This window comes from Fibrobacter sp. UBA3718 (assembly GCF_002371935.1).
Classification (GTDB): domain Bacteria; phylum Fibrobacterota; class Fibrobacteria; order Fibrobacterales; family Fibrobacteraceae; genus Fibrobacter.
Map to the genome: position 1 here is coordinate 112619 of NZ_DFHR01000008.1, position 14719 is coordinate 127337.

Genomic DNA, 14719 nt, shown 5'->3' on the forward strand with positions numbered 1-14719 from the left:
GGCTTCTTTGCGGGAGCAGCCTTCGCCGCCGGTTTCTTTGCGCTGGACACTTTCTTGGAACTCATAGGTTACTTCTTTTCCACGATTTTGATGTTAATAATGGGATCGTAAGGTTCGATGCGGCACACAACATCTTCGCCGCTAATCACCTTGCCAAAAACGGTGTGTTTGCCATCCAGATGATGCTGGGGCATCTGCGTAATGAAGAACTGTGAACCGGCCGTGTTCGGGCCGCGGTTCGCCATCGAAATCACGGCCTTCTCGTGCAGGAGATCGTTCTTTTCGTCGTCGATGGTATAGCCGGGGCCACCCTGGCCGTTACCTTCGGGGTCGCCACCCTGGATCATGAATCCGTTGATGACGCGATGGAACATGAGACCGTCGTAAAAACCTTTCTGCGCAAGGTCGACAAAGTTTGCGACCGTATTCGGGGCGGCCTTGAAGTCGAGGTCAACGACGATTACACCCTCGTGGGTCGTAATAGTCGCCTCGATGGAGGTGATGCCGGAATAATCCTTGTTAAACACCTTCCCTTCGGCAAAGGAAAGCCCGACCCCGCACAGGAGAACGAGGACCGACATAATAGACTTGAAACTTTTCATGCTTGCTCTATGTTTATCGTCATGGACTTTATTTTTGTCAACGGGAATATAGTTAATTTTTTCATATCGGACCAAGCGGAGCTTCGGGAAAAGCGGTGAAATTTCTATATTTGAGGTCAAAATTAAAGAAAAGACTCTCTATGCCGCAAAACGACAATATCCGAAATTTCAGCATCATCGCCCATATCGACCATGGCAAGTCGACGCTTGCCGACCGCATGATAGAACTGACGAAGACCGTCGCGAAAAACGAGATGACGAACCAGCTCCTGGACGACATGGACCTGGAACGCGAACGCGGCATCACCATCAAGGCGCACGCCATCCGCATGGTATACGAGAAGGACGGCAAGGAATACATCCTGAACATGATCGACACGCCGGGGCACGTGGACTTCACGTACGAAGTGAGCCGCTCGCTCGCCGCCTGCGAAGGGGCAATCCTCGTGGTGGACGCAAGTCAGGGAATCGAGGCGCAGACGCTTTCTAACCTCTACCTCGCCATCGAAAACGACCTGACCATCATCCCGGTACTCAACAAGGTGGACCTGCCGGGCGCACAGCCCGACCACGTGGCCGAACTCGTGGGCGACCTGCTGGGCTACGACCCCGACAAGATTCCGCGCATCTCCGCGAAAACAGGCCTCAACGTAGAACAGGTGCTCGACAAGATCGTGGACGAAATTCCGGCCCCCACAGGCGACAGCGGAAAACCGCTCAAGGCACTGATTTTCGACTCGGTATACGATTCCTACCGCGGTGTCATCAATTACATCCGCATCGTAGAAGGTTCGCTCAGGGCGGGCATGAAAATCCGCATGATGAAGACCGGCGGCGAATACATGGTGACCGAAGTCGGCACGTTCAGTATGCGCCGCGACCCGCGCGACGAACTTTCGGAAGGCATGGTGGGCTACGTACTCGCGAACGTGAAGACGATTAGCGATGTAAAAATCGGCGACACGCTCACCGATGCGGCTAACCCCGCAACAGAGCCGCTCCCGGGCTACAAGGATATTTTGCCGATGATTTATTCCGGCATCTACCCCATCAACCCGGAAGACTACAAGGACTTGCGCGAGGCCCTCGAGAAACTCCGCCTGAACGATTCCGCCATCAGCTGGGAACCGGAAACCTCCGAAGCATTGGGCTTTGGCTTCCGCACTGGGTTCCTCGGGCTTCTGCACATGGAAATCGTGCAGGAACGCCTCGACCGCGAATTCAACGTCGACATCATCACGACTGTTCCGAACGTGGAATACCACGTGTACATGAGCGACGGCACGATGGTGAAAATCGAGAGCCCCTCCAAGCTCCCCGACGCAAGCCGTTACGACCACATCGAGGAACCCTACGTGAAGGCGCAGATATTCACGCCCAAGGAATACGTGGGTGCGCTCATGACGCTCTGCGACGAGAAGCGCGGCGAGTTCGAGACGATGGAATACATCGACGAGGCGAAGGTGATTCTCAAGTACGATTTGCCGCTCGCCGAAATCATGTTCGACTTCTACGACCGCCTGAAATCCGTGAGCCGCGGCTACGCGGGCCTCGACTACGCACCGAGCGAATACCGCAGGAACAACCTCGTGAAGCTCGACATATTGCTGAACGGCGACCCGGTGGATGCGTTCTCCGTGATTATCCACAAGGACAAGGCGCACACTTATGCCAACGCCATCTGCGTAAAGCTCAAGGACCTGATTCCGCGCCAGCAGTTCGACGTCGCCATCCAGGGCGCCATCGGCGGCAAGATTATCAGCCGTTCTACCGTGAAGGCGGTCAGGAAGGACGTGCTCGCCAAGTGCTACGGCGGCGACATTACCCGCAAGCGCAAGCTCCTCGAAAAGCAGAAGGAAGGCAAGAAGCGCATGAAGAGCATCGGCTCGGTGGAAGTGCCGCAGAAGGCGTTCCTCGCCGTGCTTTCGCTCAGTGACGATTCCAGCAGCAGCGGCGAATAAGGTTCCAGCGCAAGCGTTTTGAACAAACTATGTCTAAGTTGAAGAACAAGGTAAAATCGCTTCATCGCAAGAATTCCAAGGGAAGGGTCGCGATGCTCGTCCTTGTTCTCATTTCGGCATTCGTGCTCGCCATGGCCGCACGCTTCTACATTTTCGAGCCGCTCCAACTGCACGACAACTCGATGTACCCCCGCCACAAGGACCGCGAAATCCTCTGGATGTGCAAACTCCCCGGCTGCATCGACCGCATCGGCTACAACGATATCGTCTGGGCCAGGCTCCGCAACGGAGAAACGCTTGTCCGCAAGGTCATCGCGCTTCCCGGAGACAAGGTCGATTTTTCCGACAACGGCCGGGTCAAGACACCCCACGGGAAATTCAAGTGGAGCGAGGAGACCGCTTTCATCCAGAACAGGCAGGTCCACATCCCGCGCAAGGGAGACACGCTGCATATCGCGCAGCTGAACGACGTGGAAGAAGACTACATGATCAACCTGCTTATTGAGCAGGGCGAAGAGTTTTTTGTAAAGACCACGCTATGGCAGGGGGACCGCGAAATCGGGATCGAACGCGTCGGCGCGGCCAAGCTCGGAAACAGGCAGGTGAGCCTTCAGGAAATCGACTTTTTGCCGTGGCAGGACCGCTACCTGCTCGAGCAGCAGATTTTCCATTCAGAACCCGGGAACGCTCCCATCCAGATGCGCAGGGAATTCCTCCGCAAGTCGGATTCCACACGCATCGAGAGCATCGTCGTCCGCGAAGACTGCTTCTTCCTCGCCTGCGAAAAGGGAGCTTTCTGCCTCGACAGCCGCGAAACAGGCTACTTTACCAGGAGCCACCTTCTTGGACGCTACGTGAAGGAACCGAGGCAAGCCATCAATGCGGTGAAAAGTTTCGTCTCAAAAATCCTTTTGCCCTCCAAGGGCAAGAAAACAAAAGAGGCCGCGCAGCCCAATGGCGATGCGCAGCCCGAAAAGGCGGAATAGATAACGCTACAGGCCCTTGCGTTCCAAGTCTAGCAGGAGACCCTGCAAGGAATCTTCCACAGAATCACGGAAATTGGCGGCACCAAGGCTGCAGCTGGCGACAACCTCCCCTTCCTTGGAAATACGGATGACGGCATAGCCGTTCTCGTTGGAAAAAGTGACGCTAAGGCCTTTCTTCAAAGCTTTTTCGAGCAGGTCGCGCATAGAGACTCCTTTATATCTTACGTTCTAAGGATACAGATTCTGTAAAAGGCGGGAACAAGCCCCGCGCCCCTTAAACTAGACTTTTGAGGGCAAAAAAACAAGCACTTTTTTCAAAATTTCGTATTTTATTGGGAAAATGCCGATTTTTGACTCACATTTGCACCTGGCGAGGCTCCCGCAGCCCCTGAAATTGGCCACGGAACTGCACAGACGCGGCTACCGGTACACCACCGTGGCATGCGAGCCGTGGGAATGGGAGGCCGTCGACAGGATATGGGCCGAAGCCTCCGGAGCCGGTTGGCTCGATGGATGCGGACGCGCCTACGGGATCCACCCGATGATTGCATCCGAATTTGCAGAAGCCGCGAACCCAAATTTCGAAAAAACACTCGCGGAACTGCGCCGTCTGCTGGAGAGCGATCCGGACGCACAAGTCGGAGAAGCGGGACTCGACAAGCGCTATGCGGGCTACGAACCGGGCGGAGCGCAAGAGGATGTCTTTCGCAGGCAGGCGGAAATGGCTTTTGAACTCGGACGCGACCTGCAAATCCATTGCGTGGGCGACTACGGACGCATCATCAGGGTGTTGCGCGAAGCTGGGTTTGGCGCTAAACGGGCGCGCCCCATATTCCACAGGTTCGGAGGCGATGCGGGCATCGTGAAAGCGGGACTTTCGCTGGGGGCGTTTTTCTCCATCCACGCGGATACACTCCGCAAGAAGGCGACGCGGGAAGCCCTCGCGCTAATCCCGCAGGCGAGCCTCCTTTTCGAAACCGATGCAGACGAATCGTTTATCGAAACGCTTGTCGCCACGCGCGGGCCAAAAGACGATGTCACGCCGCAAAAAGTCGCCGTAAAGCTCGAGGAAACGCTTAGTTCAGGATATTCGTGTCCCTAAACAGCGGATTAACGGGTTCCGCCTTCGCGGGCGTCAGCGCGATGTCAGAAAAATTACGGAAGAGCTCCGCGATTTTATCGGCCATTTTCTCCGCGGGCGCAGCTCCAAGTTCAAATACCGCCTGCAAGGGCGAAGTTCCCACGTAGCGCATGGGACACGTGCTCTTCCCGGCAATTTCGCCAAGCACACGCGTCTCGATGGGCGGGAACTCCACGAATGTCGCCACCAGGATTCCCTTGCGCTGCTGCAATCCCTGAATGCGGAGGCGACCGGCAAGGAGCCCGATCTCGGTGACAAGCAAAAGCATCTTCGCTGGCACCGGCAACTCGCCGAAGCGGTCCGCCAGTTCCTGCCGGATGTTCTCGACTTCCTGGGAACTCGAAATGCGCGCAATACGCTGGTACATTCCGATTCGCGTAAGACCGTCCTGGATGTAGTCCTCGGGAAGGTAGGCATCCACACCGATTTCCACACGCGGCTGCACGGGCTTTTCCGTCGTTCCGCCCCGGAGTTGCTGCACCGCCTCGCGCACCAAGCGCACGTAAGTTTCGAAACCGACTTCGGCAATAAATCCATGCTGTTCCTCGCCAAGCAAGTTCCCTGCGCCACGGATTTCGAGGTCGCGCATCGCAAGCTGGTATCCGCTTCCGAGGTCGCTGAACTGTTCCAGGGCCTTGAGGCGGCGCATGGATTCGGGCGAGACTTCCCCGCGCACGGGCGTCACAAGGAATGCCTTCGCAAGCACGTCGCTTCGGCCGACGCGGCCACGCATCTGGTAAAGCTGGCTGATGCCGAAATGGTGCGCGTTCATGATGATAATCGTATTGGCGTTCGGCACATCGAGCCCGGACTCGATGATACTCGTACTCACGAGGATATCGAACTCGCGCGAAAGGAAGCTCTCCATCACGCGTTCCAGGTCGCGGTCGTTCATCTGCCCGTGGGCCACCGCCACGCGTGCTTCCGGCACCCAAGATTCCACTTCCTCGGCAAGGGCATTGATATTCTGCACGCGGTCGTTGACAACGAAAACCTGGCCACCCCGCGCAAGCTCGTCACGTACGGCGGCGGCAAGCACCACATCGTCGCGCTTCATGAGCTTGGTCTCTACGGGCAAACGGTTCATCGGCGGCGTGTTGATAAGCGAAATGTCGCGCACGCCCGTCATGCTCAAATGTAACGACCGCGGAATCGGAGTCGCACTCATGCTGAGCGTATCCACCGACATGCGCATTTCACGCAGCTTTTCCTTCTGCTTCACGCCGAACTTCTGTTCCTCGTCTATCACGAGCAGGCCAAGGTCCTTGAATTGGTTCTTATCGCTCAGGAGCGCATGCGTCCCCACGACAATATCGATTTTCCCTTCGGAAATCTGCTTGAAGATTTCCTTTTTCTCCTTCGCAGTCTTGTATCGATTCACAAGGGCGATGTTCACCGGGAACGCAGCAAAACGGTCCTTGAAATTCTCGTAGTGCTGGGCGGCAAGGATTGTCGTCGGGACAAGAATCGCCGCCTGTTTCTTTGCCGAGATGCACTTGAAAACAGCACGCATGGCAACTTCGGTCTTTCCGAAGCCCACATCACCGCACACAAGGCGGTCCATGGGCTTCCCGTCTTCCATGTCGCGCTTGATTTCGGCAGTAGCCTTCACCTGGTCCGGCGTCGGGTCATATTCAAACGCGTCCTCGAATTCGCGCTGCAGCTGGCCGTCCTGCGGAAAATGGAACCCGGGCACGAGTTCACGCTTCGCATAGAGTTCCACGAGGTCGCGCGCTATCTTAACGACCTTCTCCTTCACACGCTTCTTGAGCGTTTCCCAGTGCTTGCTTCCCAGACGGTCGAGCTTAGGGATTTCGCCCTCGCGCGGATCCAGCCGCTCGATTTTCTGCAAGTCCGAAACAGGGAACTTGAGACGGTCCCCGCCGTCGTATTCCAGGAGGGCGCAGTCGACAAGGCCCCCGTTCACTTCTACGCGCACAAGTCCGAGGTAGCGGCCGACACCATGGTCCTCGTGAGCAACCAGGTCCCCGCGGTTCAAGGATTCGACCATCAGGGCAGCCGTCACGGAGCCCGAAATCTGGCGCTTGCGCGACTTTGTTGCATGGCGGTTGAAAATGCGGGTTTCCGTCAGGAAGGCCACCTTGTCCGTATCGAGCCAGAATCCCTCCGTCAGGTTACCGACAAAATAATCTTCTATCGGCAAGCCCTCGAAAACGTGCTTCAGCCGCGAAAGCGCACCTGGTGTCGGGGCAATCACATATACTTCGCCACCGCCCGCGCAAAAATCCTCAATCTTCCTTGCAACTTCTTCCGTCCCTGCACTTGCAAAATCCTGCGGGCGGGATTCGACCTTGAACCAGTTCGAAGCATCCGTTTCGGCTTGAGTTATATCGAGCGAGGCATGTCCCGGAAAGCGCATGGAAAGTTCACCGAACTTCCACCATATCGCATTCGGAGGAACCGTGTCGACAACCGAAGTGCGCAAATCCTCGAACGCGTCCCCATAGTTCTGGACAAGGCGCGAAGCCGACTCCGAAAGCGCCGAAAGATTCTCGAAAACAAGGGATGCGCCCGGAAGATAGTCGAGCAGGCTGGAATCAAGCTTCTCGTAAAGCGAGCGCTTCCACCAGAGCCCCGCACGCTCGTTGCCGAGCTTGAGCAATTCCGATTCTCCCAGGGTCCATTCTCCCATCGGGTAGAGCGACACACGGTCCATATTCTCCACAGAACGCTGGGTAAAGATGTCGAAACTGCGAATGGATTCAATTTCATCGCCAAAAAACTCAATTCGAATCGGATGCGGGTACAAGAAGCAGTTCACGTCCACGATGCAGCCGCGGATGGAGAATTCCCCAACCGAACTCACGACCGGCTGCTCCGTAAACCCATGGTCCAAGAACCACGGGCGCAGCGACGAAGGTTCAAGGACATCGCCCGTCTTGAGCGTGCGCATGCCGTGCGCAAGGCCTCCGGGAGCCGGAAGCTTCGCCAAGAGCGCATCGAGCGGGCACACGGCGACTATGGGCTTCTGTGGATTGCCAGCATCCCTGAAAAAGCGGAGGCGTTCTTCGAGAACCCCCTCGAAGGGTTCCTTCTGCTCGTAAGGCTTGAGGCCGATGGACGGGAAAAAACGTACAAATTCATCGCCTACAAGCGTGCGGAGGTTTTCCATCCACGATTCGGCGCTCTTGAAATCGCGCGCGACAACCAGAACCGGTCCCGGATTATCGAAAAAGCGCTTCGCCACCATCATGGAAGCGATCGGCACCGTCGCGCCACAAACATGGAGCGCCTCTTTACCCGCATCCGCAAAAAGCGAAAGCGACGGGATTCGAGAATCTTGAATAAATTCCTGGAAAGTCATACTGCGCTGGCCCTAGCCCTGCTTTTTCAACTTTTCGACTGCTTCTTTCGCTAGTTTATCTACAAGTTCGTTCCACTTGACGCCCGTATGCGCAGCCACTTTCTCGAACTTCACGCGGAAAAGGAAGGGCTGCACGGCTTTCACGTATTGCTGGGCGATACTGCTTTTCGCCTTCCACTCCCCCCTCGCCCATCGGGCGATTCCCTCGTAGTCATGGCACAATGTTGCATACTTGTCGTTCAAGTCCAGCCAGCGCATCGCCTGGTAAGACGCCATACATTCGCCATCGATATTCCGGCTTTCGGCCGCAAAGGCCGTATGCCCCGAGCCGCGGGCAATTTCGTTCCCGTCTTCTACAACAACAAAAGCCCAGCCCGCCTTGTCACAGCCCGGCATAAAGGAGCCGTCGACATAGATTCTGAGGCCCCTGGGTTCCTCCGCTTCGACGCCATCTATCCAGGCCTGTGCTTCGGGACGCGAAGAGAAAGACTTGTACTTGAGCCCCTTCTCTCCACGGACTATTTTTTCGCACGCATCCCACGTATCGACGATTTGTCCCCCGTCTGGGCGCTTGATTGCATAGAATTTCTGTTTCGGCATGGGCACAAATTTATATATTTTGACGAAAAATTGGAGTTAACTTGAAGCCATCGCCATATTTTGTAGACCAGTTTCGCTTTTTCTTCAAACGGTTCTCGAGCAGGGATTCGCTGTTCAAGTGGTTCCTGAAAAAAGCGGGCGACGACTCTCAGGCGTTCAACTTTCCCGATGCGCTCAAGGATCACCCCAAGACGCTCGTGTTCCTGCCACGTGATATGGAAAGTTCGGCAGCATTCCTGCACAAGATGCCGCAGGCATGGTTCGAAAACGTTCTGTTCGTCGCCCATGAATCGCTCCATGCGCTCATATCGGCAAAGCGTTCGCATGCCATCTACTATAGCGACACGGAATGCCGCTACGGCGAACGCGTCTTCGACGAGATTTTCCAGAAAATTCACGAATTCGCCCCCACGGTCTGCATTTACCTCGGGCAAGAATTCCTCCCCAGGCTATACCTCGCAAAGACAAGCGGGGCCGCATGCCGCATCGGGTTCAACTGCGAATCCCTATACCCGTTCCTCAACCTGAGCCTCCACCCGGAACAATCCAGCGAGGCCGAGCTTATCGCACGGTACTACGGAGTCACCAAGTGATTCGGGGAACGATCATCACCGAAAAAGGCGGATACGCAGACCTGCATCTGCACACGCGCCTTTCCGACGGGACCCTCTCTGTCGAGGAGCTCCTGGCCCTGTGCAAGCGCAAGGGGCTTCGCTGCATCTCAATCACGGACCACGACAACCTGGATTCCTACAAGATAGCCGAAGGACCCGCCCACGACATCGGGCTCGAAATCATTCCGGGAATCGAGATTTCGGCCGTTTGGCAAGGCAAGGACATCCACATCCTCGGCTACTTCTGCGATCCGACGAACCTCGCCCTTAACATGGAACTCGAAGATTTCGCAAAGCAGCGCATTGCGCGCGTAAAGGCGATTATCAAGAAGTTGAACGCGCTCGGCATCGATATTACCTACGAGAAGGTCCATTCCTACTGCAAGGGAAAAGTCATCGGGCGCCCGCACATCGCCATGTCGATGGTGGACGAAGAATACATCGGCAACTTCGCCGAAGCGTTCACCAAGTACCTCGGAGACGGATGTGTCGCCTTCGTGGAAAAGAAGGGACTCAACCCGCAGCAGACCATCCGCCTCATCGAAAACGCGGGAGGCATCGCCGTGCTTGCCCACCCCTACAAGTCCGGGCTCTCCGACGAATTCATCGAGAACATGGTGGAATGGGGAATCAAGGGAATCGAGGTCTACAGTCCCGCGCAAAAGGGCGCCGTCGGCCGCAAGTACAAGGAAATGGCAGTCCGCTACGGCCTCGTGGGTACCGGTGGTTCCGACTTCCATACCGAAGGCGGCGCCTACCCTCCCGGCTGCATGAAAATGCCCTACACTGTCGTGCAGGCGCTCAAGGAATGTCGCGAAAAATCGCGCGCAGAATGGTTCTAGAATGAAGTCCTGTCGCGCACTCGCAATAGCATTCTTCTTTTTCGCCTTGTTTGCCGCAACTGCAAGCGCACAGGTCTTGCAGCCTACGCAATATTCCCTCCCCTCAAGGCAGGATTCCATAAAAACGGTCCCCGACCGCATCGACGCGCAAGTCCGCGAAAACGACGCCGGACGCTTCGGCATCGTCCATTCCGAAGTCATGGAACGGCTCTACGACGTCTCGGGGCAGAAATCCGAATGGTTGCTCGGGACCTCCATCCTCGGCGCCCCGGAACTGGACCCGACAGCACTGGGAATGGCGAGCGCGAGCAAGCGCTACCCGGCCATGCTCTCGGGAATCTACACCACACGACTCGGGTTCGACCCGTCGCGGCTCTCGCTCAACGGCGAAAACGGAATCCTCTTCGAAGAACGCCACGGCACCCCCGTCGACACCCCCGTCACCGACCTCGCCTGGGAACGCGGGGCCTTCGGCGGAAACGCGCTGCATCTCGATTTCAGGAGGCTCGTCACCGATTCCATCACGCTCGACTTCGGCCTGCAAAGCCGTTCGAACAAGGATTCCAAGGAATACGACTACCAGAACGTCACGAGTTCGCCCTATTTCGCTCTCGGACGCGACTCTTCGAGCATTCCCTTCACCGGGCGCAACATCGCCGTCAACACGATGCATATCCAGCCCATCCTCACATGGAAATTCGGGCTCGGCAAGGCATTCTTCAAGATGAACTTCCTCTCGCTCAAGAACGCCGACAACACAAGCTACAAGGTGCTGCTCGATTCGCTCGACCTAACCAAGCGCACCTTCCAAAAGCCCTACTACACCATCGAGGAGAGGGCCGTCACCTACGGCGGAGGAATCGAGATCTCCCCCATCAAGAAACTGACCCTTTCAACAAGTTTCCATTACGGGTCGCACGAAATCAAGGAAGATTCGCTCCCCCAGGTTTCGTTCGGGACCAAGATCGTCAGGGATACGCTCGGAAACGAAAGCGAAGACAGCCTCTACTACGACACCCGGCACGGCTACACCTACAACACCGTGCTCGGCGACGCGGCCATCCGCTATGCGACATTCCTCAATCCGGCCATCCGCTTCCAGTACGAATTCGTGAATACCGACGAAAAGCGCGATGACCTCGAGATTTCCAAGACCTACTACCAGGACCGAGAAATCGGATACGGGGAAATCTCCGACACGCTCCGTTTTGCATTCTTCCGTGTGCAGGCGGGCATGCAGCGCAACAGTTCGCTCATGGACCACGTCGATTTCGCACCCGCCTACTCCGCCGACGCCACCTTCAACCTGCCCTTCCACCTGAAGCTCAACGCGATGTTGCGGCACGACAACAAGTTTCCCGACATGAAGGAACTCAAGCTTCACGAAACAGGACGATTCTCGTTCCCGAACGAGGACCTGAAATTCGAGAAGAGGAACCGGCAGGCCGCTACCCTCGGATGGTATTCCCGCGAAGTATTCTATGGCATCGGTCTACGCCACGAAAGCGCAGAGAACCTGATGAAGCAGCGCTGGGTGCTTGGCGAAGGCATGGAAAGCGTCAATAGCGCATTCCAGTGGACCAACCTCGACGAAGCTTCCACGCTGGACTGGCTGTTCAAAGTCGGGTTCAGGCTCGGGAACTGGAAATTTTACCTGGAACGAGGGCAAATCCTCGACCGCGACAAGCGCGTTCTCGACGTTCAGGAGCTCTACTACAAGGGTTCCATCCACTGGCAAAACCGGTTCGTCCGCGACAGGCTCGGCGTGAGCGTCCGCGTGGACTGGCAGTGGTTCGGCAAGCATTACGACTGCACCATCAACGAGGAAGGTCTCCCGGAACTCGAAACGATGGAAAAATACCTCGCGCTCGATTTCGAAGCCCGCATGCAGATTCTTTCGTTTGAGCTCTACAGCCGCATCGAGAACTTCAACCACAGCATCTACATGCCCGCTTCCGGCTACACGCCCGAGGGGTTGCGGTTCGCCTACGGCATTGTCTGGAGTTTCGGAAATTAACATCCACCTTTTTTGTATATTAGCGCTATGAAGTTTTTCGAATTCATCACCTCCGTCCTAATGCTCTGCGTGTCGGCAATCTGCATTCCGCTTGCGCTTGCCTTCAGTGCCGCCAAGGCCTACGCGAAAAAACTCAACTGGGTCGTCCTCATCGGCATCGCCGTCTTCTGCATCGTCCTCGCCATCGTGAACAACATCCGCGTGGGCGAAGGCAAGTCCGTCGATTGGATTGGCTCCCAGGACGTGATGGAAAAGCCCGCGGAGGTCCTGTAATGAAACATACGATCGCTTCCGCAGTCCTCTTCGCCATCGCGACATTCTTTATCGCTTTCGGCATCGCCGAAATCAGTTTCCCCGAGAGCTTCCTCACCTTCACCGACCACGAATGGCTTCTCGAAATCTGGCCCAAGGCTTACCGCTACAACATGCACTTCGGAATCGGGGCCTGCGCCGTATGCGGCCTGCTCCTGATTCCCGCCTACAGGCTCCAGAAGGATTTCGCCATCCGCATGCTCGAAACGCTTTGCCGCATAGGCATCGGCGGGATGTTCATCTTCGCATCCATTTTCAAGATCCAGGATCCGCACCAGTTCGCGACCCTCGTCGCGCAATACCAGTTCTTCTCCGCCCTTCACCTCGATTTCGTCAACAACTTCTTTGCGCTAGTTTATCCACAATTCGAGCTCTGGTTCGGGCTCGCGATGATCTTATCCCCGTTCGTCCGCGAATCAGCGTTCGCCATCTTCTGGATGTTCGTGAGCTTCATCATCGCGCTCGCTTGGGCTCTGTGGAACGACCTCGGCATCACCTGCGGCTGCTTCGAACTCGAAGGCGCCCAGGACAAGGCCGAAGCCTGGACTAGCCTCATCCGCGACCTCATCCTCATCTGGCCCACGTTCTGGCTTGCCACCCGCAAGAACAAGAGTCTTATCGGCATATGGCGCAAGAAGTAAAAGAAGCCGCGAAAAAAAGTCGAGGACTATATCATTTCCGTTCCGGACTTTCCGAAACCGGGAATCCTGTTCCATGACATCACGGGCATCCTGAACGATACCGACGGCCTGAAGCTCCCGCGCGAGACTGTCGGAGTCTCCTATGACCTGGAATACGGGAGCGCGAGCATCGAAGTCCACAAGGATGCCGTAAGGCCCGGGCAAAAGGTCGTCATCATAGGCTAGCCAAATACACGTAAAAGCGAAAATACACTCCGATTTAGGAATTTTTTCAAAAAAAATTTCCTTTTTACCCCCCAATCTTTATATTTTTTCCATTGGATTTTTGCGCCACGGGTGTGGTACCACATGCCCGGGGTGTATATGATCAGATTTTTTCGAAAAAACCTAAAAATTGGAGACACACATGGCAAAAAAGATGATTGCGTGTGATGGTAACGAGGCCACCGCTAGCGTAGCGTTTGCTGTTAGCGAAGTTGCGGCTATTTACCCGATTACACCGTCTAGTCCTATGGCTGAGCACGCCGACAACTGGAGTGCTGCAGGCAAGAAGAATATTTGGGGACAGGTTCCCCGCGTGTTTGAAATGCAGTCCGAAGGTGGCGCTGCCGGTACCGTTCACGGAGCGCTCCAGGCCGGTGCTTTGACCACGACCTTCACCGCTTCCCAGGGTCTTCTCTTGATGATCCCGAACATGTACAAGATTGCGGGCGAACTGACCCCCACGGTCTTCCATGTGACTGCCCGTGCCCTTGCCATGCAGGGCCTTTCTATTTTCGGTGACCATTCCGACGTGATGGCTTGCCGCCAGACCGGCTTTGCCATGCTCGCCTCCAGCTGCGTGCAGGAATGCCAGGACCTCGCTCTCGTGGCCCACGCTTCCACTCTCGAAAGCCGCGTGCCCTTCATGCACTTCTTCGACGGTTTCCGCACCTCCCACGAAGTGATGAAGATCGAAGCTCTCGAAGACGGCGTTATCCGTAACGTCATCGACGAAAAGTATGTGAAGGCTTGCCGTGAGCGCTGCCTCACTCCGGACCGCCCGACCATGCGCGGTACCGCCCAGAACCCGGACGTCTACTTCCAGGGCCGCGAAACGGTGAACCCGTTCTACGCCAAGGTTCCGGAAATTGTCCAAAAGTACATGGACAAGGTCGCGAGCTACACTGGCCGTCAGTACCACATCGTGGATTACGTCGGTGCACCCGACGCCGAACGCGTGATCATTTCCATGGGTTCTTCGACCTGCACCATCGGTGACACCGTCAAGTACCTCAATTCCAAGGGCGAAAAGGTCGGTCTCGTGAACATCCGCCTGTACCGCCCGTTCCCGATGGAAGCCGTGGTTGCTGCCCTCCCGAAGACTGTCAAGAAGATTGCCGTCCTCGACCGCTGCAAGGAACCGGGTTCCGCTGGCGAACCGCTCTTCCAGGACGCCCTGACCGCAATCAGCGAAGCCGTGATGGCAGGCAAGATGGCCATGCCGAAGATGATCGGCGGCCGCTACGGTCTCTCTTCCAAGGAATTCACCCCGGCCATGGTCAAGGCCATCTACGACGAACTTGCCAAGGCCGATCCGAAGGCACGCTTCACCGTCGGTATCAACGACGACGTTTGCCACACGAGCCTCACCATCGACCCGAACTTCAAGCTCGAAAGCGACTTCTTCCAGGCCATG

Annotated in this window: 12 protein-coding genes and 2 pseudogenes; 10 read left to right on the top strand and 4 right to left on the bottom strand. The window is 56.2% G+C overall.

Going from position 1 to position 14719, the window contains the following annotated elements; all coding sequences use genetic code 11:
- Positions 1-68: 68 nt before the first annotated feature.
- Positions 69-602, bottom strand: a complete 534-nt coding sequence (locus B4A77_RS02370; protein ID WP_290725825.1) for a peptidylprolyl isomerase — start codon at positions 600-602, stop codon at positions 69-71.
- Between the two features lie 140 nt (positions 603-742).
- On the opposite strand from B4A77_RS02370, the gene lepA reads away from it, so the two are divergent.
- Both lepA and B4A77_RS02380 read left to right on the top strand, forming a co-directional pair.
- On the top strand, positions 743-2563 hold the full coding sequence (gene lepA / locus B4A77_RS02375; RefSeq protein ID WP_290725828.1) for a translation elongation factor 4: 1821 nt from the start codon (positions 743-745) through the stop codon (positions 2561-2563).
- A 29-nt stretch (positions 2564-2592) separates the two neighbouring features.
- Positions 2593-3549 (top strand): S26 family signal peptidase, encoded by a 957-nt coding sequence (locus B4A77_RS02380; protein WP_290737952.1) that lies wholly within the window; start codon positions 2593-2595, stop codon positions 3547-3549.
- Positions 3550-3555: 6 nt separating this feature from the next.
- Here B4A77_RS02380 and B4A77_RS02385 read toward each other — a convergent pair whose 3' ends face one another.
- Positions 3556-3753 (bottom strand): hypothetical protein, encoded by a 198-nt coding sequence (locus tag B4A77_RS02385; protein ID WP_173366266.1) that lies wholly within the window; start codon positions 3751-3753, stop codon positions 3556-3558.
- 136 nt (positions 3754-3889) lie between these two features.
- On the opposite strand from B4A77_RS02385, the gene B4A77_RS02390 reads away from it, so the two are divergent.
- The gene (locus B4A77_RS02390) at positions 3890-4651 is read left to right on the top strand and encodes a TatD family hydrolase (RefSeq protein WP_290737955.1); all 762 of its coding nucleotides are present in this window, start codon (positions 3890-3892) and stop codon (positions 4649-4651) included.
- Here the strand turns inward: B4A77_RS02390 and mfd are convergent.
- Together mfd and B4A77_RS02400 are read right to left on the bottom strand one after the other, a co-directional pair.
- Positions 4626-8015, bottom strand: a complete 3390-nt coding sequence (gene mfd, locus B4A77_RS02395; RefSeq protein ID WP_290737958.1) for a transcription-repair coupling factor — start codon at positions 8013-8015, stop codon at positions 4626-4628. The two genes, B4A77_RS02390 and mfd, sit on opposite strands and share 26 nt — an antisense overlap.
- A 12-nt stretch (positions 8016-8027) precedes the next feature.
- On the bottom strand, positions 8028-8615 hold the full coding sequence (locus B4A77_RS02400) for a ribonuclease H family protein (RefSeq protein ID WP_290735839.1): 588 nt from the start codon (positions 8613-8615) through the stop codon (positions 8028-8030).
- Positions 8616-8656: 41 nt separating this feature from the next.
- Between B4A77_RS02400 and B4A77_RS02405 the strand changes: the two genes are divergently transcribed.
- From B4A77_RS02405 to B4A77_RS02430, 7 genes and pseudogenes are all read left to right on the top strand, one after another.
- Positions 8657-9208, top strand: a complete 552-nt coding sequence (locus B4A77_RS02405) for a hypothetical protein (protein ID WP_173366262.1) — start codon at positions 8657-8659, stop codon at positions 9206-9208.
- Entirely contained in the window at positions 9205-10071 is an 867-nt protein-coding gene (locus B4A77_RS02410) for a PHP domain-containing protein (RefSeq protein ID WP_173366261.1), read from the top strand. The genes B4A77_RS02405 and B4A77_RS02410 overlap by 4 nt, the downstream gene beginning before the upstream one ends.
- Before the next feature lies 1 nt (position 10072).
- Positions 10073-12088, top strand: a complete 2016-nt coding sequence (locus B4A77_RS02415) for a hypothetical protein (RefSeq protein ID WP_290737961.1) — start codon at positions 10073-10075, stop codon at positions 12086-12088.
- A gap of 27 nt (positions 12089-12115) precedes the next feature.
- Positions 12116-12361 (top strand): hypothetical protein, encoded by a 246-nt coding sequence (locus tag B4A77_RS02420; RefSeq protein WP_173382690.1) that lies wholly within the window; start codon positions 12116-12118, stop codon positions 12359-12361.
- Positions 12361-13041, top strand: coding sequence for a MauE/DoxX family redox-associated membrane protein (locus tag B4A77_RS02425; RefSeq protein ID WP_290737965.1), 681 nt, complete (start codon positions 12361-12363; stop codon positions 13039-13041). The genes B4A77_RS02420 and B4A77_RS02425 overlap by 1 nt, the downstream gene beginning before the upstream one ends.
- A gap of 30 nt (positions 13042-13071) precedes the next feature.
- Positions 13072-13260: pseudogene (locus B4A77_RS12830) on the top strand (adenine phosphoribosyltransferase); the annotation flags it as partial.
- A 187-nt stretch (positions 13261-13447) separates the two neighbouring features.
- Positions 13448-14719: pseudogene (locus tag B4A77_RS02430) on the top strand (pyruvate:ferredoxin (flavodoxin) oxidoreductase); the annotation flags it as partial.

Bases quoted from the DNA above. Each gene is read 5' to 3' on its own strand.
- B4A77_RS02370 (WP_290725825.1), bottom strand. From the start codon at position 602: ATGAAAAGTTTCAAGTCTATTATGTCGGTCCTCGTTCTCCTGTGCGGG.
- lepA (WP_290725828.1), top strand. From the start codon at position 743: ATGCCGCAAAACGACAATATCCGAAATTTCAGCATCATCGCCCATATC.
- B4A77_RS02380 (WP_290737952.1), top strand. From the start codon at position 2,593: ATGTCTAAGTTGAAGAACAAGGTAAAATCGCTTCATCGCAAGAATTCC.
- B4A77_RS02385 (WP_173366266.1), bottom strand. From the start codon at position 3,753: ATGCGCGACCTGCTCGAAAAAGCTTTGAAGAAAGGCCTTAGCGTCACT.
- B4A77_RS02390 (WP_290737955.1), top strand. From the start codon at position 3,890: ATGCCGATTTTTGACTCACATTTGCACCTGGCGAGGCTCCCGCAGCCC.
- mfd (WP_290737958.1), bottom strand. From the start codon at position 8,015: ATGACTTTCCAGGAATTTATTCAAGATTCTCGAATCCCGTCGCTTTCG.
- B4A77_RS02400 (WP_290735839.1), bottom strand. From the start codon at position 8,615: ATGCCGAAACAGAAATTCTATGCAATCAAGCGCCCAGACGGGGGACAA.
- B4A77_RS02415 (WP_290737961.1), top strand. From the start codon at position 10,073: ATGAAGTCCTGTCGCGCACTCGCAATAGCATTCTTCTTTTTCGCCTTG.
- B4A77_RS02420 (WP_173382690.1), top strand. From the start codon at position 12,116: ATGAAGTTTTTCGAATTCATCACCTCCGTCCTAATGCTCTGCGTGTCG.
- B4A77_RS02425 (WP_290737965.1), top strand. From the start codon at position 12,361: ATGAAACATACGATCGCTTCCGCAGTCCTCTTCGCCATCGCGACATTC.